The organism is Micromonospora sp. NPDC000316 (genome assembly GCF_042898885.1).
Taxonomy (GTDB): domain Bacteria; phylum Actinomycetota; class Actinomycetes; order Mycobacteriales; family Micromonosporaceae; genus Micromonospora.
Genome location: NZ_JBIAZG010000002.1, coordinates 482,229 through 506,051, shown reverse-complemented (window position 1 = coordinate 506,051; position 23,823 = coordinate 482,229). Strand labels below are relative to the sequence as shown.

The window sequence follows — 23,823 nt, the reverse complement described above, 5'->3', positions numbered from 1 at the left end:
GGTTGTCAATTGCGCCGGAGGGTTCACGGGGAGGATCGCTGTGTCAGGCCAACCAGTCATGGGTTATCCGCGTACGAAACGGACGGAGGTCGGCGCGGCAGCGCCGTCGGCGATGGCACAGCACGACGCGGACGGCGACGAGATGACAGCCGCGGCGATCCCCGAGCCGAGGAGGACGCCGACGGCAGTCCGCGCCGGCATGGACACGACAACCGTTCTGCCGTACGCCGGCTCGCGGGCCTCGAAGCGTACGCGTCAACTCCGCGCCTGGATGCTCACGGCACCCATCGACGTCGTCGGGCTGCTCGTGCCGCTGTTGATCAGCCAGAACTACTGGCGTGGGACGCTCGCCAACGCGGTGCTCACGGTGGCCATCTTCGCGAGCGGAGGGCTCTACCGTGCCCGCCGGCACGTCGGCATCCTGGACGAACTGCCAAGCATCTGCGGGCGGTTGCTGGCGTCCGCAGCGGTGGTCGCCATCATCGCGGCGGAGCGCCACGAATCGGTGCACTACGTGGGCGGGTTTATGCGCGGTGTCGCGCTCTCCGCCGGCCTGGTGATCGTCGGCCGGGCGTTCAGCAGGGCGCTCACCATTGCCGCCCGCAAGCGCCGGTGGGTGGAGCACAACGCCATCATCATCGGCAGCGGCCCGGTAGGCCTGGAACTCGCGCGACTGTTGCGCCGCTACCCCCAGTACGGCCTGCGCTTCGTCGGCTGCGTCGACGTCACACGCGACGAGGGTGTCGGAGGGGTTCCGTTGATCGGCACTCTCGACGACCTCGAAAAGCTCACTGACATGCTGGAATGCGACGTCCTGATCATCGCCGACCCGGCTTGTTCCGAGTCCGCCCTGATGGAGATCCTGCTGCAGGCCGTCAATTCGCGTACGGACCTGTGGGCGGTGCCGCGCCTGTGGGGTTCCCGGTCACTCGGCGGATACCCCGACCACATCGGAGCGATCCCGATCGTCAAGATCGGTGACACAAGGCTCTCCGGCCCGCGATGGGCCGTCAAGCGGGCCTCGGACGTGGTCTTCGCCGCGGCGGCGTTGATCGTCCTGAGCCCGGTGCTTCTGCTCTGCGCCCTGGCGACGTTCCTGGACGGCGGGCGGGGCATCTTCTTCTACCAGGAACGGATCGGCCGGCACGGCAAGCCATTCAAGGTCATCAAGTTTCGTTCGATGCCTGCCGACGAGCGTGAGTCGCAGACGAACTGGTCCATCGCGCACGACCAGCGGGTCGGCCCAGTCGGCCGTTTCATGCGCCGGACGTCGCTCGACGAGCTGCCGCAACTCTGGAACATCCTGCGCGGCGAGATGAGTGTGGTCGGCCCTCGTCCGGAACGCCCGCACTTCGTGGAGAAGTTCTCGGTCGAGTTCCCCACCTACGCGATGCGGCACCGGGTTCCCGTCGGGCTCACCGGTCTCGCTCAGGTAAGTGGCCTGCGCGGCGACACCCCGATCTCGGACCGGGCGAGGTTCGACAACTACTACATCGAGAACTGGTCGCTCTGGCTCGACATCAAGGTCGTGTTGCGGACCATCGCGGAGGTGGTGCGCGGAGGTGGTCGCTGACCACCACCGCCCGGGTGGGAGGTCCGTGGCGTCAGCCGTCGGTGCCGCGCCGGCCGTCGGCGGGCAGCGGGTCTCCGAGCGCCACGGCACGTAGCACCCGCGCGTGCCCGGCCAGTGACTCGTCCGGGGAGAACAGCCCGATCGCCTCCGCGCGCAGGCGCTCGCGGCTGGCCGCCCACGCCGCGCGTTCGCGGACCATCGACGACATCGCCGCGACCAGGTCGGAACGGTTGCCCTGAGGGCGGTACCGAAGGTCGTTGATGACCTGCCAGTCGACCAACTCGGCGTCGCCGGCCGGGTTGCCGACCAGGTGACCGCGCCTGCCGTTCGCCAACTGCTCGCGGGCACCACCGACGTCGGTGAGCACCACCGGCACGCCGGCCGCCAGCGCCTCCATCGACGCCAACGACCACCCTTCGAAGAAGGAGTCGAGGACGAACGCGTCCGCCGCCGCCAGCAGGGCGAGCGGGTTGGCGCAGTGGCCCCGAAGGTGGATGCGGTCGGCGCTTGGCAGCGACGCGGCCGCCTGCCGGGTCTGCTCGTAGTAGAGCATGTCGTCGTTGGCCCGACCCGCCACCAGCAGGTGGGCGTCCGGGTGCGCGGCGGCCACGTCGGCAAAGGCCGTCACCAGGCCGAACGTGTTCTTCTGCAGGCAGTAGCGCGCGAGCGAGACGAAGAGGAACTCGTCGGTAAGCCCCAGCGCGGCGCGGGCACTCGCGCGGTCCACACGCCTGACGCGCGACGCGTCGACGCCGTTCGGCACGGTGATCAGCCGATCGCCGGGATAGCCGGGGTTGCGGACGAGATACTGCTGCCGGACGAGGTCACTCACCGCGACCTGCGCGGCGATCCCTCGCGCCCGCCGACCCTCCGGCACCCAGGAATCCGGGTGGTAGAAGCGGTGCATGTCGTGAAGCGTCTCCACCCACGGGACGCCGGCCTCGGTCGCCGCGTCGAGCAGCCAGTCGTCGGCGTTGTGCCCGCTGATCACATCGGGCCGCCAGGACCGCAGCCAGGCACCGGCGTCGTCCGGTGTCACCAGGTGCGTCGAGATCCCCTCGTCGGCGAGGGCGCGGGCCAGCCGGCCACCGGCACCCTCCTGGCCGGGCAGGCGCGTACCGGTGTGGATGACAGCGGTCTCGAAGCGATGGGCCGGGAGTCGCCGGGCGAGGAACGCGGCGACCTCCTCGGCCCCGCCGACATCGAGCACCCCCGTGGCGATGGCGCAGCGCACCGGCCGGGACCCGGTGTTCTCGGCCGCAGCGGGCGGGGTCGACGGAGGCATGTCGGCCACCATCGGCCGCAGTGCCTCCAGGTCACCCGCACCCCTGCCGGGTACGAGTGGCACCGACCAGTCCTCGCTGGGACCCGACGTCCCCTCACCCGGGTTCGCGAGCCGTCGGAGGGTCCGCCCGCCCAGCCGGCGCAGCGGCGCCGGCACGACGTGTGCCTGACGCTGGGCCCACAGGGCGAGTCGCAGCGCCCGTGACGACCTGTCACTCATTCGGCTGCCTCTCGTGCTGGCCTCGACCGAGGAAGAACGGGACCACGATTCCTGCCGCGATTCCCAGCAGCAGCGGCCATCGGCTCGTCTCGGACAGGAACGGCGCGGTCATCAGACACAGCGGCGCGATCAGGCAGAACGCGGCCGCGGACCGAACGATCCCGTCGCTTTCCGGGTCGCGGATGGCCTTCAGCGCGGCCAGTGCGGCGGCGGCGAGGAAGAGGACGACGAGCAGCGGCGCCAGTGGGCCGTACCGCAGCCAGTCCTGCAACAGTTCGTTGTGGACGTAGATCCGCTCGGAGTTGTTCGCGGCCAACCCGGCGAGTTGGGGGGCGAGCGGACCGATGCCGGTCCAGAAGTTGGCGCGTACGTACTCCCACCCGAGGCGGAGGTCCGTGAGGTGCCCGCTCGTGGACGCCGCCTGGTGCATCGCGCTCTCCTGCGCCGGCGGGGTCTGCACCGGCCGGCTGGGTGCCACGGACGCGCTTGTGGACCGATTCGGGCTGGCACTCGCCGCACCACCGGCCGGGCGCGGGGTCACGCTCGGCTTACCCGTCGCGGTGGGCTTGGCGGTCGCGGTGGGCTTGGCGGTCGCGGTGGGCTTGCCGGTCGCGGTGGGCTTGGCGGTTCCGCCGGGGCCGCCCTGCACGCCGTTCGGTCCGTTGCTCGCGCTCGGCCTGGCAGTGCCGCCCGAGGCGGCCATCGGGCTCGGCGTCCCCGCCGCGCTCGGCTGGCCGCTCGGGCTGGGTTGGCCGGTCACGGTCGGCTGGCCGTTCGCGGTCGGTTGGCCGTTCGCGGTCGGTTGGCCGGCAAGGTCGAAGCTGCCCACGCTGCGCAGGCCGAGATCCGCGGCGAAGCCCGGCGCTGCCAGCACCACCACCGCCACCACCAGGACCGCGAACCCGAACTGCCGGATCATCGGGCGCCACCGCTGCCAGGTGAGGACGACGACGGCGATGAGTGCGGCCGCGGCCGCTACCCACACACTGCGGCGGAAACTGATCAGGATCAGCAGTGGCGTGGCGGCGGCCAGGGTCAGGTGTCGCCAGTCCCAGCGCCACCCGTTGTCACCGAGCACGCCGATGAACACCGCCGCGGCGATCGCCGGCAGCGCCGAGTCGTAGTAGATGAAGTACGCGCTGAGCCGGTCGTCGGCGGTCTCACCGAGCGGAATGGCGATGGCCGCCGCGACCAGCAGGCCGATCAGCCCGGCCCAGACCGCCACCCGGACCGATCGCTTGTCGTCCCGGAGCCACCGCAGGCTCATGCCGATGACGAGGCCCAGAACCAGCAGGACGAAGGGCCGCGCGTTCTGGTTGACGGCGGAGAAGATCGACTGCCCGTGGATCAGGCCGCTGACGATGGCCAGCACGACGAGGCCGAGGGCCGGGCCGAGCAGCGCGGGGCCGACCGAGCGCAGGCGGGGGCGCTCCCGCGGCCACCACCGTGCGGCGGCCGCGAGCACCGCCGTCACCGCGAGGGGCAGGATGATCGGGGCCTTGCCGGTGCTGATGAAGGCCTGGTAGCCGAGCGTGGTCAGCTCACCGAAACGGCCATTCGGTTTGATCTCCTGGGCGAGCACCGCGACGAGCACGATCCCGGTCACGGGAAGCCGACGCACGAGCAACGGCAGCGCGATGGCCATAGCAATGCCGACGAGTGACGGCGTCGTCCAGGCGACATACAGCGCCGACAACGCGGCGAACGCCCAGGACGCCCACCAGATCAGGCGTGCGCCGGCGGCGGCGGGCGGGTGAGGATCGAGCACCCGGTCGAGGACGCGGGTCAGCGAGGACCCGGAAGGCGTGTCACTGTCGGCGCCTCGATCGGCGGCCTGCTCGACTGGACCGATGTCCGCGTCGTCCGTGCCGGAATCGGTCGCAGTTCCTCTGGAACCCATCGCTGCCTTTGCCCCGAGTTCGGGCTCCGGCCGGCCTTCGCTGACACAGAACCCTGCTGACAACAACGCTGAAATCGGCTGCCGTGACAATCGGGGGACGACCACAGCCCAGGCAGCCCGGTGACCAGCGCCGCCGTGCAATGTGGTGGGTCGAGCATCACGACCCCACGGCCGCCGCGGCACACGATATCAGCAACGACGATGACTAGTGGCTCCGGAAGCGCGCACCGACGACCCCGACCAACTGCGGTCCGGGATCGACAGTCGAGCAATTGCCCGGACATCAGTAGGATGCTTATCGTTTTCGGTCGGACAGTTGACTTGGCGTACGCGTAATCGGCGGCCGCCGCCCGGCATGGTCGCCCGGGATCACCCCCGGAGCCGCAAATGATCACCCGCCGCACCCTTCTCGCCGCCGCCAGCGGCATGGTCCTCGCCGGTGATGCCCCGCCCCGGGAGGGCACCGTGCTGCTGCCGCCCCCGTCCGGGGGCGACGACACAGGCGCGCTCAATGCCGCCCTGAGCCGCGGATCCGGTGGCGTCGTACGCGGTTCCCCCGGCGCGCACTACCAGGTAAGCGCCCCTCTCGTGGTGTCCAGCGGCACGACGTTGATCATGTCGGGCTGCACTGTCACCCTGGCGACCGGCAGCGCCTGCAACCTGCTCACCAACGCGGCTGTCGCTGGGGGCGGTCGGGACCGGGACATCACAGTCATCGGCGGCACCTGGGTACGCGCGGCTGGGGTCGGTGGCACCGGCCCCGACCTGCACACCCTGCGCTGGCGACGGGTCGACGGCCTGAACCTCAAGGGACTGACGGTGCGGACCGCGAGCGACAAGTACGCCATCTCCCTGGGCGACGTCGTCGACACCTCCGTCACCGAGATCAGGTTGGCGGTGCACTCCGACGGCGTACACCTTCAGGGGCCGGCGACGCGGACCCGGATCTCCGGGATCCGCGGTTCGACTGGTGACGACACCGTCGCCATCACCCCCCGTGACTGGCAGGCGTACGACGACGTGTTCGGGCCGGTGACCGACACCGTCATCGAGAACGTCGACGCGGCCTCCCTCGCGGCCCTGGTCAAGGTGCTCGGTGGGTCGCCGGAGACCGCAGCGTTGCGCACCACTGTCCGGGGCGTCACGGGTATCGCCGGCAACAACGTCGTCTGGATCGGTGACGACACCGCCGACTGGCGCACCACAGGCGGCCGGGTCGACGAGTTGGTCGTGGACCAGGTCTCCGCCGGCACCCTGCCCGGCCGGGGCGGCATGGTGCACATCAACGGCTCCTTCGTGGGGCACGTGCACCTTCGCGAGTTGCGGGCTCGGGGGCCTCGCGGAAACGAGCCGTTGGTGCGGGTGACGCCCCTCCGGCCGGCGGTCCTCGACGCTCTCACCGTGGAGGACGTCGACGTCGAGCAACTCGATGCCGCGCCCCTGCTCGCCGTGGCTCAGACGGTGACGATCGGCCACCTGCTTGTCGACGGGATCACCGTCGCGGGCACGTCCGCGGGCACCGCCGTCACCCAGATCGCGGGAGTGGTGGACGACCTGACCGTCCGTTCGGTAAGCCTGGCCGCGAGCGGCGACAGCTACCTGGTCGAGTTGCCCGCGTGGGCGAGGCACGCGGCGGTACGGCGGGCGGACCTCTCCGACGTGCGGGTCGCCGGCCAGGGCGGCGCCCTGGTCACCGCCCCGGCGGCCACGCACGTCCTGCCCCGACTGGCCGTCAGCCAGACGCGGACGGTGGGGACGGCCTGGCTTGTCGACCTCAACACCAGGACCGAGCTCATGGTGTCGGACGTGACAATCGACGACACGACCGGCGGCGTGGCGCGGGTACGCCACTCGGGGGCGGCGGTGGTCCGTGGCGACGGGCTGCGCTCGGCAAGCGCCTCCCGGGGGGCGGCGGTGTCCGCCGGAGGATCGCTCGTCTCGTACGCGCTGGATTTGGCCGTCGACGTGAGCGCGCTCGTCCGGGCCGACGGAAGCCGGGCGACGAACACGAACGCGCGACTGTCCTGCGGAATCGGACCCGTCGAGTGCACGGGTCTGACCTGGCAGCACCTTCGGACCGGCGCGACCTACTGAGGCGCTTACGCCCGGCCGGCAGTGCGCTCAGAGGGCCTTGCGGGACAGCACGCGCCTGAGGTCCGCCACTGTGATCGCCCGCGTGGCCAGCACGGCCACCGCGAACAGGCTGGCGGCAAGCGCTCCCTCGATCTGCCACGGAAGCCGGACCAGCCACAGCGCCAGAATGGCGGTGGCGCCGATCGCGAGGACGCTTGCCATCTCGCGTACGGGCAGGCGCGAGGTCATGGCCCGGGCGGCGAGCAGGCAGGTGGCGGCACCGATGACGAGTTCCGTCACCGCCGCGACGGCTGCCGCACCCGTGGCTCCCCACCGGGCGCAGGCCCAGAACTGCGCCCCGAGGTTGACCACCGCCACCGAGACCGTCAGCACCGCGATCGGCCGCACCAGGCCCAGTGCGGAGCAGATAGTCGTGCCGACGTACCCCAGGGTGACGCCGACGAAGGCCACCGCCAGCAGGAGCAGGGGTGTGACCGCGGGGCCGAAGTCGTCACCGTAGAGGTAGGCGACGAGGGCGGGGGCCAGCGCGATCAGCAGCACTGCCGTACCCACGCCGATGACGGTGCCGGTGCGGGTCGCCAGGCTGAAGATGAGGTTCCGGCGGTGGGCGTCCATGGTCAGGCTCGTCGCCACGATCGGCAGCAGCGGGGCCACAAGCATGGCCGGCCCGAGTTGGGCGACGTCGAGGAACTTGTAGGCGGCCGAGTAGTAGCCCACCTCGGCGGCGCCCTGGAGATGGAACAGGATCACCGAACCCAGGCGGTAGTAGGCCATCACCGCGAGCGAACTGATGGCGAGCGGCCAACTGAGCGCGAAGATGCGGCCCGCCTCGGCCCAGGATGGCCGGCCCAGTGGCACAAGCCTCCGGTTGATCGCGACGCCGATGCCTGTCTGCACCGCCACGACGGCGACGAAGAACCAGGCCAGCAGGACGACGTCGCCGCCGGTGCGAGCGATGAAGACGACCGCCACCAGCCAGAGCACGCCCTGCACGAGGGCGAGCACTGCTGACACCTCGGGGCGGAACCGGGCGGTGGCTCCCGCGGTGAGGATGGACGCGGCGGACAGGGGTGTCGCGATGGCGACCACGCTGACGACAGCGCTGGAGTCTCCGAAGAACCCGCCGGCGGCGGCGAGGAGCAGGCCCACTGTCGCGAGCAGCGCCACCGACGTACGGATGAGCAGGCCGGTCGTCAGGATGCGGCCGGCCGCCACCCGCTCGCGCGCGATCCGGGAACTCACGGTGATCGTGGTGCCCATGTCGGCGACCTGCGCCGCCGCCGTGCCGAGGGTGAGCGCGAGGGCGAACACGCCGTACCCGCTGGGGTTCAGATAGCGGGCGAGCACGGAGGTGGTGGCCATGCCCACGACCATGCCCAGCAGGCGGAGGCCGAGGGAGACGGCGGTGGCGGTGCTGAGCCCGCGTACCGATCGCGTGGCGTCGGCGGGGATGCCCGGCGCGGCGTCCGCCGGGCCGGTGCCCCGGTCGGCGGGCTCGGTCGCCGTCGGTCCCGGTGAGGTCATCGCAGGCACTCCCCGAAGGTGCGTTCGTACGCGTCGAGCCAGCTCTCCCTGCCGTGCCGCTGCTCGACGTAGGCGACGCCGACGCCGCGCCGTTCCAGCACCGCCGACACCGCCCCGGCCGTCAGCTCGGACGGGCTGTCGACGACGAGGCCGCCGCAGTGCGGAACCAACTCGGTGCCGGGGTCGTCGTGGAACGCCACGATCGGCAGTCCGCAGGCGGCGGCTTCCAGGACGCAGGTCGGCGTGCCGTCGGTCTCCGCGCCGCAGTAGATGTAGAAGTCGCTTGCCGCGAGCAGGTCGGGCACGTCGTCGCGGTGGCCGGTGAAGTGCACGTCGTCGGTGCCGGCGGCGAGCCGTTCCAGCCGCTCACGGTCCGGGCCGTCACCGACAACGACAAGGGCGCTGCCGCTGGCCAGCGCCGCCGCGATGGCCCGGTCGTGCCGCTTCGCGGCGTGCAGCCGCGCCGCGAGCACGGCGACCCGGCGGTCACGGAAGCGGCTCGGGAGCAAATCCTGGCGTAGGGCCGCTCGGGTGGCTGCCGGTGGCGCGGCGTAGCGGTCGGTGTCGATCGCGTTGGGCACCACGACCAACTTGTCCCGGCCGATGACGGTTGCCAGGTCGTCGGCCACCGCCTCGCTGACGCAGACCACGCGCGAGACGTGTTCTGCGGCGCGGGCGTAGCCGGAGAGAAGCAGGCGGCCGACCGGGCCGCCCATCCACCGGCCGTGTTCGGTCCACACGACAGGCGCGCGGCGCGACAGCGGGGCGGTCAGCGCGATCTGTTCCCGTTTGAACTGGAGGTAGTAGACCGACGAGTCGGTGACGGCCTGGATCCGGTGCCGCTCGACGGGCACCCTCAGCAGCCCGGTCGCCATCGTCCGGCGGGACCACTTCGGGCCGAGGCCGATGTCGCTGCGGCTGAGGCCGTGCTCCTCCCACCCCGGGCACCGGCCGTACAGGGCGACGTCGTGGCCACGGTCCCGCAGCCCTCGGCCGAGCGCGACGGTGTGCGCCTCGGCGCCACCGGCGGTGTCCGAGACGGAGACCATCGTGACGGTCATGGGGGCCAATGCGGTCCTTCCCTCAGCGGACGCCGGCCCGGCCGGCGGTCCGGCCGTGCCAGGCGGTGGTGTACGCGGCAAGGAACTGGCCGGCCGCGTCCGCCGTGTCGAGCGGTGTCGCACCGCGTTCGCCCGCCAGCGCGATGGCGTCCCGGACAGCCTCGACGCTCGTGTCCCGGGCGACGACTGTGGCGAGTTCCCCCAGACCACCGCAGGGCGCCACGGCGGTCGGCACGCCCAGCCGGGCCGCGACGGCGAGAACGCCGGACTGGCTGGCGACGGCGTACGGCGCGACGACGACATCGGCGGCCGCGACGAGTGCGGTGAACTCGTCCACGCCCAGGTAGCGGTACGCCGTCGTCACGGGGGCCCCGGTCTGCTCGATCAGGCTGTCGACCTGCTGCCCCGGCCCGAGGTCCTCACCGACCACTGCGCCCCGCCAGCCGGGCAACTGCGCGACCGCCCGGACGAACAGCTCGGGATTCTTGTCCGCCCGCACCTGACCGGGCAGCAGGGCGAGCCGGGCGCCGGCCGGACTCAGCGCGGTGCGCCACCGTTCGACAAGCTCCGGTCGCGCGGGTGGAGCCCACTGGGCAAGGGGCACCAGGTCGACGTTCGTCACCCCCCGGTCGTGGAGGTCGCGCCGGTCGGCGTCGGAGTAGACAAGCACCCGGTCGGCGTCGCGCAGGGCGCTTTGGAGTGCCCGACCGCCACCGGGAGCGTTCGACCTGACGAATGTGTTGTGCGGGCTGGCGACGACCGTCGCGCGGCGCAGGCGGGCAATCGAGATCAGTTCCGGCGTGAGCGCGAACAGGCCCTGGATGTGCACGACATCCTGCGGGCCGATCACCCGGTGCAGGTGCGGCAGCGTACGAAGGAGGTAGCGCGTCGACGTGCGGGCCTGGCGGACGCGGCGGTTGGTCGAGGCACGGTGCCAGGTGACGCAGCGGCAGAGGCGCACCGTGGGCGGTGCGGCGTCGCAGTCGTCGGCGGTATGCACGACCACGTCGACGCCCAGATCCCGCAGGCCGGCGGCGACCTCGACGGCGTGGTTGAAGACGCCACCCCGACCGCCTGACTCGATCATGTGGACGCGGCGGATCACGATGCCGCCGTCCGGCCGGCGAGTGCGGACGTGGCGTCGACCAACTCGCGGACCGCCTCGGGCCAGCCGAGCGCGGCGCACCGCTGCCAGCCCGCCAACTCCCGTGCGTGCCGTGCCGACGGATCCCGCACGGTGTCGACGACCGCGGCGGCGAAGGAGCGCGGGTCGTCGGCCACCCGGTGGGCGCCGGCGTCGCGTACGGCGGCCGGGAGGCCCCGCGCCGCGAACGAGCTCATGACGACGCAGCGCCCCCTCGACATCGACTCGGTCAGCTTGAGCTGCGCGCCTCCGCCTGTGGTGGCGGGAGCGACGGTAAGCGCGGCGCCCGCGTAGGCGGCGGCAACGTCGTCGAGCGTGCCGCCGACCGTCACCCCTGGGACGTCGGCGAACTCCGGTGCCAGGAGCTCGCTCCGGCGGCCCGCCACCAGCAGGCGGGCCGAGGGAACGTCGGCGCGTACGAGTGGCCAGGTGTCGCGCACGAACGCGCGCAGCGCCCGTACGTTGGGTTCGTAGTCGTAGGACGCCAGCGCGAGAACGTAACCGTCGGGCGGCGACGGATCGTACGGCCAGACGTCCACACCGTTCGGCGCGATGACGACGTCGCTGGCCCACCCGCGCAGCACCGCCAGATCCGGCTCGGAGAGCGCGACGCAGAGGGCTGCGCGGGCGGCCACCCGGGGTTCCCAGAAGGCTGCCTTGGCGGCCTCGGCGCGGCGGGCCATGCGCTGCCACCCGTGGGCCGACGTCACCAACGTCGCGAGGCGTCGGCTCTCGATGTTGGCGAACTCGACGACCTGCGGCACCTGTCGTGCCGCCGGGGGCGCCCAGGCGGCCAGGTAGGAGTGCGACCAGTACACGACGTCGGGCCGGAATTCGCCGCACAGCGCCGTGAGGGAGTCGGCGACCGGCACCATGTAGTGCCCGCCCAGGTGGGGTCGGCCCGATGCCCTGGTTCGCACGGCCGACGGCGGCGACCAGGGCAGCGCACGGGTCGCCACCGGCGCATCCGGCTGTCGATCGCCGTGCTCGGGGAATGTGACAAGCACGTCGGCGTCACGCCCCAGCGCCTCGGCGACCCGGGCGGTGCGGATCCGGCCACCGTGCTGCGCCGGCCAGGGCGGTTCGACGGTGACGACGAGCACGCGTGTCACGCCACGACCGCCCGGCTGCGGGTGGAGCCCCGGCGCGGCTCACGATCGGCTGTTGTCATGGCCTGTTACCGCCCGCCGGCCAGTTCGGTCACCAACAGGTCGCGCAGCAGCGCCCCGCGCCCCTCCCAGCCGTGCTCCGCGGCGCTCGCCATCCGGGCGCGTACGACCGCGTCGTCGACCGGTCGCAGCAGGTCGGGCAGATGGGCGGGCAGGTCAGCCGCGTCCGCAACCGTCACGTGCCTGTTGGTACGCGCCAGCTCGGCGACCGTCGGCAGTGGGCTGCTCAGCACGGCCAGCCCGGACGACAGGTACTCGAAGCACTTGAGCGGGCTGACCCCGCGTGTGTAGTCGTTGATCGCGTACGGGATGACTCCCACGGCGCAGGTGCCGGCCGCCTCGGCGAGTTGGTCGGGGGTGAGGACGCCGAGGTGGCGGGCACCGAGATCCTCCAACTGCCGCAACTGCGCGTCGAAACTGCCCCCACCGGCGGCGAGCGGACCCGCCAGGAGCAGCTCGCCGCGGCCGCGTACGGCGCGGGCGATTGATTCGAGCAGCGGCATGTCGAGCTTGTGCGGGGTGAGGTTGCCGGAGAAGAGGACGGTGGGACGGCGCTCCCCCGCCGGCCTGCTCGCCGCCGTGAAGACCGAGACGTCCGCGACGTTGGGCAGGAGCTCGACGCGGGGAAAGCCGGTGGCGGTGAGGTGCTCCCGCACCGCCGTGCTTGTGGCGATGGCGACGGCGGTGCGCGACGACAGTGACCGTTCACCGCGGCCCACGGCGACGGCGTCCACGCCGGGAAATGTCGCCAGCAGGTCGACGCAGTGGTAGATGACGAGGTCGGCGGACTGTTCGAGGCCGTAGGTGACGGGTGTGAACGTCCAGAGCACCCGAGGGCGTGCGCTGTTGAGCCAGTCGCCGGTGGCGCGCCGCAGCAGGGCACGGTTGACCGGATAGGTGGGCGTACGGTGCACCGGCAGCACGAGCGGCGACACGATCCGCGCTCCCGCCGGCCGGGGTCGCTGCGCCGGGGTCTGCCGGTCGCCCACGGCACGGCGAACCCGGGACGCCATCCGGACGACGTCGTCGCGCCGCAGCGTGGGCCGGCGCAGGCCCAGCGACTCGACGAACGTCACGTTCGCCGTCTGGGCGAGCTCCCGCGCCACGTAGTGCTGGTTCGTCGCGATCGGAGAGTCCCACTCGGCGGTGCCCAACATCAGCACGTTCGCCACGGAGGCCCCGCCCGCTCGGGCGTGCTCCGGCACGGGCGCCGTCACCATGAGGTCATCTCCCGCTCATCGTCCCTGCTCGGCCAGCCACCGGGACATGTTCGCCTGGAAGGCCCGCGGTGTGAACCGTTTGGCGTTTGTCACCGCCGCCTGCGCGGACAGGTGCGCCGCCCGACGGATCGGTTCCACGTACGCGGCCGGGTCGGTGGAGTCGAGGAGGAAGCCGGTCTCGCCGGTCACCACAGTCTCGAGCAGCCCGCCACGCGCCCAGCCCACCACAGGTGTCCCACACGCCTGCGCCTCGACCGGGATCATGCCGAAGTCCTCCAACGCCGGATACAGCAACGCGGAGGCACCCCAGTACAGCTCGCGGAGCCGCTCGGTTGTCGGCCTGACCTCGAACTCGACGGGCACGTCGATGCGGGCGGCGAGCCGGCGCAGGTTGTCCTCCTCCGGGCCGCTGCCGGCGAGCACAAGCGGCAGCCCGGCCGCCGCGGCGATCTCGATCATCAGGTCGAAGTTCTTGTACGGAATCCAGCGGCCGACGCCGAGCAGGTAGCGGCGTTCCTGGTCGCGGACCGCAGGTGGGGCCGCGGCGAAGTAGTCCACGTCCACCGGCGGGTTGATCACCCTGGCGTCACGGCCCCAGTAGCGGCGGATGCGGGCCCGCACCTCAAGCGAGTTCGCCGCGTAGCCGTGCACGTGCCGGCTCAGCCGCTTGTCGCCAGCCTGCAGGACCGCGCGCACCGGCGCGAGCGCGGCGCTGGCGCCCCGCTGGTCCAGGTCGGGGCTCCACACGTAGCGCGCGGGCGAGTGCACGTAGCTCAGGTGGCGGGTGTGGTCCGGATCGCCGATCTTCACGGTGTGCGCGAAGGCGTGGCTGGACGAGAGGACGACGTCGTACGTCTTGCGGGTCAACGTTCGCCAGGTGAGAGGCATGAGCGGCAGCGCGAGGGCCTTGCTGTGCCGCAGCGGGGTCTTCGCCAGCCAGGACTCGTGGATCTCCTGGTCGACAGTCGCGTCGTGGTCCTTCCACAGGACGAAGCGGTCGGCGTGCGGCACGATCTCGGCCATCTTCAGGAACACCTGCTCGGACCCGCCGGTGGCACCGAACCACTCGTGGATCAGCGCGACGGAACGGTCGGCGAGAGGCCGCATGTCGGTGTCCGATGTGGACGGCGCCGTCTCCGTCGTTTCACCGCTCAACCCGCTCAAAAGACGACCACGTCACGGAGATAGCTGGCGAACCTCCGCAACTGGTACGCCTCGGGCACGGGTGAAGTCATCCGGATCACGAGCTGACGGTTGATGGCGCCGTCCTGTCCACTGCGGAAGTAGGCGACCACGACCAGGCCGTGCCGCTGCACACCGTCGACCTCGATGATCTGCTCGGCGTAGCTCGCGTACAGGCCGCTGCGGATCCACTGCGCGCCCCACGCCTCCTCGACCGAGCGCATGGCGTTCTGCCACTGGTCGGTGCACGGCTGGGGGCACTCGCGCACGATCACCTCGCCGCCGACCGCCTCGTTGCCGGAGGCGGTGGTGCCGCACTCGTACTTGACGATCCCCTCCGCCCGGGCGGCGAGCGTGCACTGCCAGTTCGTGGGCATCTTCACGGGGAAGCCCAGACCGTCGAGGTCGGTGAGCGTGCGTACGGTGTCCCGCTCGGTGAACCGTGGCCACTGCGTCGGCCACGCTCCCGGCTTGGGCGGCTCAATGCCCGGCGACTGCGGCGGTGTCGTCGGGATTGGCGGCGACAGGACGCTTGTGCTGGGCGCGGTCTGCGGCGTCGCGGGGTCGTCCGAGCCTCTCCAGATCGCCAGGCCACCCGCAGCGGCGAGCAGCACCAGGACCAGCGCGCCGGCCCCTACCCAGAGGCCGGTACGCCGTGGGCGAGGCTCGGAGGGCTTGATGCGGCGCACGGGTGCGACGAACGGGTCGGCGGGCGGCACCACCGGGCGGGTCTGCGCGATCGGTGACCCCGAGGCGTCGGTGAAGTCCGGAGTGGAGGGTGACGTCGGCACGCCCGAAACGGGCTGCGGGGACGTCGACACCGGCTGGCCGGAGACCGGGTTGGTGTGCACCGCCCAGGGGAGTTGCGGCATGTGCGCCACCAACTCGGGCGCACCGGAGACCGGCGGCCCGCTGGCCTGCTGCGGCACACCGGACACCGGCGGGGCCGACGCGGGTGGCGCGGAGGCGGGCGGCGCGGAGGCGGGCGGCGCGGAGGCGGGCGGCGCGGAGGCGGGCGGCGCGGAGGCGGGCGGCGCGGAGGCGGGCGGCGCGGAGGCGGGTAGCGCCGATGTGGGCGGTGCCGATGTGGGCGGCGCCGAGACCGGCAGGTCGGGCACCGGTTGGTAATCCATGCCGAGGCTCTGGAAGAGGCGCTGCGGCGCGTTCCCCTCCTCGGCCCGGTACGCCACCCACGGGTGGGCGGCGGTCAGGTTGGCGTGCGCGTAACGGTGGCCGCCGGCGGCCTGCGCCAGCGCGTTGGCGGCGTTGCCGAAGGCGACCCGCCAGCGCTCGTCGGACGCGGCGACACCGTCCAGCACGGCCACAGTGGCGAACTGGCCCTGCCCGTCGACTGCGGCCCAGGCCTTGCCAACCTGGCACGCGCCCAGCATATGGGTGTACCTGTACGGGCTCTCCGGCTGCATGCCACTCCTCCGCTCAACCGCCGTGCGGATCCTACAGAGGCGGCGCCATCGCAGCGCCACACCCGTCAGCGGTGCGACAGGTCGGTGGAGCGGGTGGTCCGGCGCCTTCTTGCCCTCTGAAAGTTTTCATGCATAGAGTCGCGTCGTGAATGACGGAGCTGTCGAGGCGTCGGTGGAGCAGGTGCTCGACCTGTTCGACGGGGTGCGACTCACCCCTACCCAGCGACGGATCGCGCACTGTCTCGTGCAGCACGCACCGACCGTGGCGTACCTGTCCGCTGCGGAGGTGGCCGAGCTGGCCGGGGTCAGCCAGCCGTCGGTCACCCGGTTCGCCGTCGCGCTCGGCCACGACGGTTACCCGGCGCTGCGCCGCCGGTTGCGCGATCTCGCCACCGCCAAACCCGGTGGTCCGGCCGACGCCGGAAACGAACTCCAGCAGGCGGTACGCGCCGAGATGGGCAACCTGGACCGGCTGGCCGGTCAGCTCGCCGACCGGGAACGGATCGCCGAGACCGGGCGGCTCCTCGCGGCCAGCCGCCCACTGCCGGTGCTCGGCCTGCGCGCCGCCGCCCCGCTTGCCGCGTACTTCGCCTACTTCGCCGCCAAGGTGCACCCGGACGTGCGGGTGCTCGACGACGGCGGCAGCCTGCTCACCGACCGCCTCGAACAGGCTGCCGAGGCCGGCGCGACGGCGGTGCTGGCCTTCGTGCTGCCCCGCTACCCGCGCGAGACCCTTGACGCGCTGCGCGACGCCCGCGCCGCCGGTCTGACAGTTGTGGCGATCACCGACTCGCCGGTCAGCCCGGCCACCGAGCACGCCGACGTGGTGCTGCCCGCAGCCGTCGGCGCCCAACTCGTCTTCGACCTGCACACCGCACCGATGACCCTGGCCATGGTGGTGTTGCAGGCGATCTGCGACGCCGCGCCGGCCGACACGCAACGCCGGCTGGAGGCATTCGAAGCCTCAGCGGCCCGCCGACAGTTGTTCCTCGGATGACCGGAGGAGACAAGAGATGACCGAGCCGATCCGTGCCGCACGGGGCAGCCAGCTGACCGCCCGTGGGTGGCAGCAGGAGGCCGCCCTGCGGATGCTCATGAACAACCTCGACCCCGAGGTGGCCGAACGCCCCGACGACCTCGTGGTGTACGGCGGCACCGGCAAGGCGGCGCGGGACTGGCCGTCCTACCACGCGCTGGTCCGCACACTCACCGACCTGCGCGAGGACGAGACGATGCTCGTGCAGTCGGGCCGGCCGGTCGGCGTGCTGCGCACCCACGAGTGGGCGCCCCGGGTGCTGCTGGCCAACTCCAACCTGGTCGGCGACTGGGCGACCTGGCCGGAGTTCCGTCGCCTCGAACACCTCGGCCTCACCATGTACGGGCAGATGACTGCCGGCTCGTGGATCTACATCGGCACCCAGGGCATCCTCCAGGGCACCTACGAGACGTTCGCGGCCGTGGCCGCCAAGAGGTTCGGCAGCACCCTCGCGGGCACGCTGACGCTCACCGCCGGCTGCGGCGGGATGGGCGGCGCCCAGCCGCTCGCGGTCACCATGAACGGCGGTGTCTGCCTGATCGTCGACGTGGACCGCACACGCCTCGACCGGCGGGTGCACGACCGCTACCTGGACGAGGTCGCCGACTCGCTCGACGACGCGGTACGGCGGGTGCTGGCCGCGAAGCGGGACCGGCGCGCACTGAGCGTCGGCGTGGTCGGAAACGCCGCCGAGGTGTTCCCCGAGCTGCTCAGCCGGGGCGTCGAGATCGACATCGTGACCGACCAGACGAGCGCCCACGACCCACTGTCGTACCTGCCCGTGGGCGTGGAGCTGGCCGACGCCCGGGAGTACGCGGCGGCGAAGCCTGCCGAGTTCACCGACCGGGCGCGGGCGTCGATGGCGCGACACGTGGCGGCGATGGTCGGCTTCCTCGACGCCGGCGCCGAGGTCTTCGACTACGGCAACTCGATCCGGGGCGAGGCGCAACTCGCCGGCTACCAGCGCGCCTTCGACTTCCCCGGCTTCGTGCCCGCGTACATCAGGCCGTTGTTCTGCGAGGGTAGGGGCCCGTTCCGGTGGGCGGCGCTCTCCGGCGACCCGGCCGACATCGCCGCGACCGACCGGGCGATCCTGGAGCTGTTCCCGGAGAACGAGTCCCTCGCGCGGTGGATCCGGCTGGCCGGCGAGCGGGTCGCGTTCCAGGGCCTGCCGGCCCGGATCTGCTGGCTCGGCTACGGCGAGCGCGACCGTGCCGGCGTGCGGTTCAACGAGATGGTCGCCTCCGGTGAGCTCTCCGCCCCGGTGGTCATCGGCCGGGACCACCTGGACGCGGGAAGCGTCGCCAGCCCCTACCGGGAGACCGAGGCGATGGCCGACGGCTCCGACGCGATAGCCGACTGGCCGCTGCTCAACGCCCTCGTCAACACGGCAAGTGGCGCCTCCTGGGTGTCCATCCACCACGGCGGCGGCGTCGGCATCGGCCGGTCCATCCACGCCGGTCAGGTCTGCGTGGCCGACGGCACCGCGCTCGCGGGGCAGAAGATCGAGCGCGTGCTCACCAACGACCCGGCGATGGGTGTGATCCGGCACGTCGACGCCGGCTACGACAGCGCCCGCGAGGTCGCCGACCGCACCAACATCCGCGTCCCGATGACCGAGCAGTAAGGAAGGGCCCCTTGTTATCGGATTCGGTTGTAGAAGGGCCCCTTCCTAACAGGTTCCGCTCGCTGTGGGACGAGATCGCGCCGGTCGGGCGGGACGCCGGCAGCGGCGGCTACCTGCGCTACGCGCTCACCGAACCCGAGATCGAGCTGCGGGGCTGGTTCCGTACGCAGGCGCAGCAGCGAGGGATGCCGGTCACCGAGGACGGCAACGGCAACCTCTTCGCCCACTGGGGTGACCCGGAGGCCTCCGACGCGGTGCTTACCGGCAGCCACTTCGACTCGGTGCCGCACGGCGGGGCGTACGACGGGCCGCTCGGCATCGTCAGCGCCTTCCTCGCCGTGGACGAGCTGCGCGCCGCAGGCGTCACCCCGGTCCGGCCGCTTGTGCTTGCCGCGTTCGTGGAGGAGGAGGGGGCGCGCTTCGGCGTACCGTGTCTGGGGTCGCGTCTGCTCACCGGGGCGCTGCCGGCGGATCGCGCGGCCGGGCTGCGCGACGCGGCAGGGGTGAGCTTCGCCGAGGCGCTCGGTGACCGGCCGGCGGGCGCCCGCCCGGAGTTGCTGGGCCGGTTCGGCACGTTCGTGGAGCTGCACGTCGAGCAGGGCCGCGCGCTCGTCGACGCCGACGCGCCGGTCGCGGTGGCGAGCGCCATCTGGCCGCACGGCCGCTGGCGTTTCGACGTGACAGGCGAGGGCAACCACGCGGGTACGACACGGATGGCCGACCGCCGCGATCCGATGCTCACCTACGCGTTCGGTGTGTTGGCCGCGAACAAGGAGGCCCGGCTGCGCGGCGCGCACGCCACTGTCGGCCGGGTCGCCGTCGAGCCGAACGCCACAAACGCCATCCCGTCGAAGGTGACAGGCTGGCTGGACGCCCGTGCCGCCGACCCGCAGACCCTCGCGGGGCTGGTCGAGGCGGTGCGGGGCAAGCTCGCCGAACGGGCCCGCCGCGACGGTACGGAGGTGGCAGTCACCGAGGAGTCGGCGACGCCACTTGTCGCCTTCGACGGCGGGTTGGCGGGCCGGTTGGCGGCGCTGCTCGACGCGCCGGTGCTGCCCACCGGCGCGGGGCACGACGCCGGGGTGCTCGCCGCGCACCTGCCGACCGCGATGCTCTTCGTGCGCAACCCGACAGGGGTGTCGCACTCCCCCGCCGAGGCGGCCACCGACGACGACTGCGCCGCCGGGGTACGGGCGCTGGCCCGGGTGCTGGAGGAGCTGACATGCCGGTGATGACACAGACAATTCAGCTCCAAAGGAGGCGAGGCGCATGACAGCCACCCGTTGGCTCGCCGAGTACGCGTGGCTGCCCGAGCACGCCGAACCCACTCCCGACGTGCTGATCGAGATCGAGGGCGGCCGGATCACCGGCCTCACGCCGCTCGCCGGGGCCGCGGGTCCGACCGCTGGGGTGGAGGTGCTGCGGGACGCCACCCGGCTGCCCGGCCTGACCATGCCCGGTTTGTCCAATGTGCACTCGCACGCCTTCCACCGGGCGCTGCGCGGGCGCACCCACGGCGGCCAGGGTGACTTCTGGAGCTGGCGCGACCGGATGTACGCGGTCGCCGACCGGCTGGACCCGGACACCTACCTGGCGTTGGCCCGCGCGGTCTACGCCGAGATGGCCCTGGCCGGGGTCACCTCCGTGGGCGAGTTCCACTATCTGCACCACCGGCCCGACGGCGGCTCCTACGACGACCCGAACGCGATGGGCGCGGCACTTGTCGAGGCCGCCGCGCACGCCGGTATCCGGCTCACCCTGCTGGACGCCTGCTATCTGACCGCCGGAGTGGACGGCCGAGCCCTCAGCGGGCCGCAACGGCGCTTCGGCGACGGTGACGCCAGCAGGTGGGCCGAACGGGCCTCGGCGTTCCCGCCGGCGGAGTCCCACGTCCGCCTCGGCGCGGCCGTGCACTCGGTCCGGGCGGTGCCCGCCGACCAGCTCCGCACGGTCGCCGACTGGGCGCAGAGCCGGCAGGCGCCGCTGCACGTACACCTGTCGGAGCAGTACGCCGAGAACGACGAGTGCCGGGTCGTGCACGGACGCACACCCACCGCGCTGCTCGCCGAGCACGGCGTGCTCGGGCCGGACACCACAGCCGTACACGTCACCCACCCGACCGGCGCCGACCTGACGCTGCTCGGCGACAACCGGACCGGCGTGTGCCTCTGCCCCACCACCGAACGGGACCTCGCCGACGGGATCGGCCCGGCCCGGCGGATGGCCGACGCGGGGCTCCGGCTGAGCCTGGGCAGCGACAGCCACGCGGTGATCGACCTGTTCGAGGAGGCCCGCGCCGTGGAGCTGGACGAGCGGCTGCGCACCCGCCGCCGCGGCCACTTCACCCCGGCCGAGCTGCTGACGGCAGCGACCGCCACCGGCCACGCCGCGCTGGGCTGGGCCGACGCCGGGCGGATCGCCGTCGGCGCCCGCGCCGACCTGGTCACGGTACGACTCGACAGCGCCCGCACCGCCGGGGTGCCGCCGGCGGGCGTGTTCTTCGCCGCCTCTGCGGCGGACGTCGATCAAGTGCTTGTGGACGGCCGGGTCGTGGTGGCCGATGGCCGGCACCTCACCGTCGACGTACCGGCCGAGCTGTCGGCGGCGATCGAGGCAGTGATCCCCGCGTGAGCAGCCTGCTTGTCGACAACATCGGGGAGCTGGTCACCAACGGCACCGGTGAGGGTCGGCTGGGCATCCGCCGCAGGGCGGCCGTGCTGATCGAGGAGGGCCGGGTGGCCTGGGTCGGGCCGGCCGCGTACGCGCCGGCCGCCGACCGGCGGGTCGACGCCGGTGGGGCCGCCGTGCTGCCCGGCTTCGTGGACAGCCACGCCCATCTGGTCTTCGCCGGTGACCGGGCCGCCGAGTTCGCCGCGCGGATGGCCGGCGAGCGCTACACCGGCGGCGGCATCCGCACCACTGTCGGCGCGACACGCGCCGCCAGCGACGACGAGCTGCGGGCCACAGTGCGCCGGCTGCGCGGGGAGGCGCTGCGCCAGGGCACCACCACCATGGAGATCAAGAGTGGGTACGGCCTGACTGTCGCCGACGAGGCCCGCTCGCTACGGATCGCCGCCGAGACCAGCACCGAGACCACGTTCCTCGGCGCCCACGTGGTGCCCGCCGAGTACGCCAACCGCCCCGACGACTATGTCGGGCTGGTCTGCGGGCCGATGCTTGCCGCCGCCGCGCCGCACGCGAAGTGGATCGACGTGTTCTGCGAGCGGGGTGCCTTCGACGTCGACCACGCCCGCGCCATCCTGGCCTGCGGGCAGGCCGCCGGGCTTGGCGTACGGGTGCACGCCAACCAACTCGGCCCGGGCCCCGGCGTCCAGCTCGGCGTGGAACTGGGCGCGGCAAGCGTCGACCACTGCACCCACCTCAGCGACGACGACATCGACGCGTTGGCCGACACCGCCAGCGACGACGGGTCCGGGACCCGCACGGTGGCGACCCTGCTGCCCGGGGCCGAGTTCTCCACCCGCTCGCCCTACCCGGACGGCCGCCGGCTGCTCGACGCCGGTGTCACGGTCGCGCTTGCCACCGACTGCAACCCCGGCACCTCGTACACCTCGTCGATGCCGTTCTGCGTGGCCCTCGCGGTCCGCGAGATGGGCATGACCCCGGCGGAGGCCGTCTGGGCCGCGACCGCCGGTGGCGCGCGGGCGCTGCGCCGCGACGACGTGGGCGTGCTCGCCCCCGGCGCCCGGGCCGACCTGATCGTCCTGGACGCGCCGTCCTACCTGCACCTGGCCTACCGGCCCGGTGTGCCACTGATCCGCCGGGTCCTGCTCAATGGAGTGCCGCAATGACGACCGTGACCGTCCAGCCCACCGGAATCTCCGCAGACGACGTGCTCGCCGTGGCCCGCGGCACCGCCACTGTCGTCCTCGACCCGGCCACCATCGAGGCGATGGCGACCAGCCGGGCCATCGTGGACGGCATCGAGTCGTCCGGCCGGCCCGTCTACGGCGTCTCCACAGGCTTCGGCGCGCTTGCCAACACGTTCGTCGCGCCGGAGCGCCGGGCCGAACTGCAACACGCGCTGATCCGCTCCCACGCGGCCGGGGTGGGCGCCCCGATGCCGCGTGAGGTGGTCCGCGCCATGATGCTGCTGCGGGTACGTTCGCTGGCCCTGGGCCGCTCCGGGGTCCGCCCGCTCGTCGCCGAGGCGCTTGTCGACCTGCTCAACCGCGACATCACCCCGTGGGTGCCGGAGCACGGCTCGCTTGGCGCGTCCGGCGACCTGGCGCCGCTTGCGCACTGCGCGCTCGTGCTGCTCGGCGAGGGTTGGGTGCTCAGCCCGGCCGGCGAGCGGCAGGACGCGGCAGACGCGCTTACCGCCGCCGGGCTCAAGCCGATCGAGCTGGCCGCCAAGGAAGGGCTGGCGCTGATCAACGGCACCGACGGCATGCTCGGCATGCTGCTGCTCGCCATCCACGACGCGGCGCACCTGTTCGCCATGGCGGACGTGACGGCCGCGCTCGCCATCGAGGCGATGCTCGGCTCGGAGCGGCCGTTCCTGCCCGAGCTGCACGCCATCCGGCCGCACCCCGGCCAGGCCGCGTCGGCGGCGAACATCCACCTGCTGCTCCAGGACTCCCGGGTCATGGACTCGCACCGCGACGACGTGGCGCACGCCGTGCAGGACGCGTACTCGATGCGCTGCGCGCCGCAGGTGGCCGGCGCGGCCCGGGACACCCTTGACTTCGTCCGCACTGTCGCCGCACGGGAGCTGGTGTCCGTTGTGGACAACCCGGTCGTGCTGCCGGACGGCCGGGTCGAGTCGACAGGAAACTTCCACGGCGCGCCGCTCGGCTTCGCCGCGGACTTTCTCGCCATCGCCGCCGCCGAGGTGGGCGCGATCGCCGAGCGGCGTGTGGACCGGCTGCTGGACGTCACCCGATCCCGGGAGCTGCCCGCGTTCCTCTCCCCCGACGCCGGGGTGAACTCCGGGCTGATGATCGCCCAGTACACGGCGGCCGGCATCGTCGCCGAGAACCGCCGCCTGGCCGCCCCCGCGTCGGTGGACTCGCTGCCCACAAGCGGCATGCAGGAGGACCACGTCTCGATGGGCTGGGCGGCGGCCAAGAAGCTGCGCACCGTCCTGGACAACCTCACAAGCCTGCTCGCCGTCGAGTTGCTGGCAGGCGTACGCGGCCTGCAACTCCGTGCGCCACTGGTGCCGTCGCCGGCCGGCCGGGCCGCCGTCGCCGCGCTCGGCGAGGCGGCCGGCGAGCCCGGCCCGGACGTGTTCCTCGCCCCGGTGCTGGAGGCCGCCCGCGCGGTGCTGGCCGGCCCGGAGCTGCGTGCCGCAATCGAACGGGAGGTCGGCCCACTGGGCTGACCTTTGCGGGTCGCTGTC

At 72.5% G+C, this 23,823-nt stretch carries 17 protein-coding genes; 8 read left to right on the top strand and 9 right to left on the bottom strand.

Annotated features, from left to right (window positions below):
- The first annotated feature begins 271 nt into the window (after nt 1–271).
- Nucleotides 272–1,573, top strand: coding sequence for a sugar transferase (locus ACFY2Q_RS06900; protein WP_387128476.1), 1,302 nt, complete (start codon nt 272–274; stop codon nt 1,571–1,573).
- 31 nt (nt 1,574–1,604) lie between these two features.
- Here the strand turns inward: ACFY2Q_RS06900 and ACFY2Q_RS06895 are convergent, their stop codons facing one another.
- Both ACFY2Q_RS06895 and ACFY2Q_RS06890 read right to left on the bottom strand, forming a co-directional pair.
- Nucleotides 1,605–3,077, bottom strand: coding sequence for a glycosyltransferase (locus ACFY2Q_RS06895; protein ID WP_387128219.1), 1,473 nt, complete (start codon nt 3,075–3,077; stop codon nt 1,605–1,607).
- Nucleotides 3,070–4,845, bottom strand: a complete 1,776-nt coding sequence (locus ACFY2Q_RS06890) for a hypothetical protein (RefSeq protein ID WP_387128218.1) — start codon at nt 4,843–4,845, stop codon at nt 3,070–3,072. The genes ACFY2Q_RS06895 and ACFY2Q_RS06890 overlap by 8 nt, the downstream gene beginning before the upstream one ends.
- Nucleotides 4,846–5,364: 519 nt before the next feature.
- On the opposite strand from ACFY2Q_RS06890, the gene ACFY2Q_RS06885 reads away from it, so the two are divergent.
- Entirely contained in the window at nt 5,365–7,071 is a 1,707-nt protein-coding gene (locus tag ACFY2Q_RS06885) for a hypothetical protein (RefSeq protein WP_387128217.1), read from the top strand.
- Nucleotides 7,072–7,098: 27 nt separating this feature from the next.
- On the opposite strand, the gene ACFY2Q_RS06880 is transcribed toward ACFY2Q_RS06885, so the two are convergent.
- The 7 genes from ACFY2Q_RS06880 to ACFY2Q_RS06850 all read right to left on the bottom strand — a co-directional run bounded on the left by ACFY2Q_RS06880 (nt 7,099) and on the right by ACFY2Q_RS06850 (nt 15,795).
- Nucleotides 7,099–8,595: a flippase gene (locus ACFY2Q_RS06880; RefSeq protein ID WP_387128216.1), complete on the bottom strand. Its 1,497-nt coding sequence runs from the start codon at nt 8,593–8,595 to the stop codon at nt 7,099–7,101.
- Complete coding sequence (locus ACFY2Q_RS06875; RefSeq protein ID WP_387128215.1) at nt 8,592–9,656, bottom strand: glycosyltransferase family 4 protein; 1,065 nt, start codon at nt 9,654–9,656, stop codon at nt 8,592–8,594. Before ACFY2Q_RS06875 ends, ACFY2Q_RS06880 begins: the two co-directional genes overlap by 4 nt.
- Before the next feature lie 22 nt (nt 9,657–9,678).
- A complete protein-coding gene (locus ACFY2Q_RS06870) occupies nt 9,679–10,761 on the bottom strand; it encodes a glycosyltransferase (protein ID WP_387128214.1) in 1,083 nt (360 codons plus the stop codon).
- Complete coding sequence (locus tag ACFY2Q_RS06865) at nt 10,758–11,912, bottom strand: glycosyltransferase (RefSeq protein WP_387128213.1); 1,155 nt, start codon at nt 11,910–11,912, stop codon at nt 10,758–10,760. Before ACFY2Q_RS06865 ends, ACFY2Q_RS06870 begins: the two co-directional genes overlap by 4 nt.
- A gap of 65 nt (nt 11,913–11,977) precedes the next feature.
- Nucleotides 11,978–13,189, bottom strand: coding sequence for a glycosyltransferase (locus ACFY2Q_RS06860; RefSeq protein ID WP_387128212.1), 1,212 nt, complete (start codon nt 13,187–13,189; stop codon nt 11,978–11,980).
- Between the two features lie 15 nt (nt 13,190–13,204).
- Nucleotides 13,205–14,296, bottom strand: coding sequence for a glycosyltransferase (locus ACFY2Q_RS06855; RefSeq protein WP_387128211.1), 1,092 nt, complete (start codon nt 14,294–14,296; stop codon nt 13,205–13,207).
- 53 nt (nt 14,297–14,349) lie between these two features.
- Complete coding sequence (locus tag ACFY2Q_RS06850; protein ID WP_387128210.1) at nt 14,350–15,795, bottom strand: hypothetical protein; 1,446 nt, start codon at nt 15,793–15,795, stop codon at nt 14,350–14,352.
- A 145-nt stretch (nt 15,796–15,940) separates the two neighbouring features.
- Between ACFY2Q_RS06850 and ACFY2Q_RS06845 the strand changes: the two genes are divergently transcribed.
- The 6 genes from ACFY2Q_RS06845 to hutH are packed head-to-tail and all read left to right on the top strand — an operon-like array spanning nt 15,941 to nt 23,805.
- Nucleotides 15,941–16,792 (top strand): MurR/RpiR family transcriptional regulator, encoded by an 852-nt coding sequence (locus ACFY2Q_RS06845; RefSeq protein WP_387128209.1) that lies wholly within the window; start codon nt 15,941–15,943, stop codon nt 16,790–16,792.
- 16 nt (nt 16,793–16,808) lie between these two features.
- A complete protein-coding gene (gene hutU / locus ACFY2Q_RS06840; RefSeq protein ID WP_387128208.1) occupies nt 16,809–18,458 on the top strand; it encodes a urocanate hydratase in 1,650 nt (549 codons plus the stop codon).
- Nucleotides 18,459–18,469: 11 nt separating this feature from the next.
- Entirely contained in the window at nt 18,470–19,690 is a 1,221-nt protein-coding gene (locus ACFY2Q_RS06835; protein WP_387128207.1) for an allantoate amidohydrolase, read from the top strand.
- Nucleotides 19,691–19,727: 37 nt separating this feature from the next.
- Nucleotides 19,728–21,089, top strand: coding sequence for a formimidoylglutamate deiminase (locus ACFY2Q_RS06830; RefSeq protein ID WP_387128206.1), 1,362 nt, complete (start codon nt 19,728–19,730; stop codon nt 21,087–21,089).
- Complete coding sequence (gene hutI, locus ACFY2Q_RS06825) at nt 21,086–22,270, top strand: imidazolonepropionase (protein ID WP_387128205.1); 1,185 nt, start codon at nt 21,086–21,088, stop codon at nt 22,268–22,270. The genes ACFY2Q_RS06830 and hutI overlap by 4 nt, the downstream gene beginning before the upstream one ends.
- Complete coding sequence (hutH, locus tag ACFY2Q_RS06820) at nt 22,267–23,805, top strand: histidine ammonia-lyase (protein WP_387128204.1); 1,539 nt, start codon at nt 22,267–22,269, stop codon at nt 23,803–23,805. Before hutI ends, hutH begins: the two co-directional genes overlap by 4 nt.
- Nucleotides 23,806–23,823: the final 18 nt, after the last annotated feature.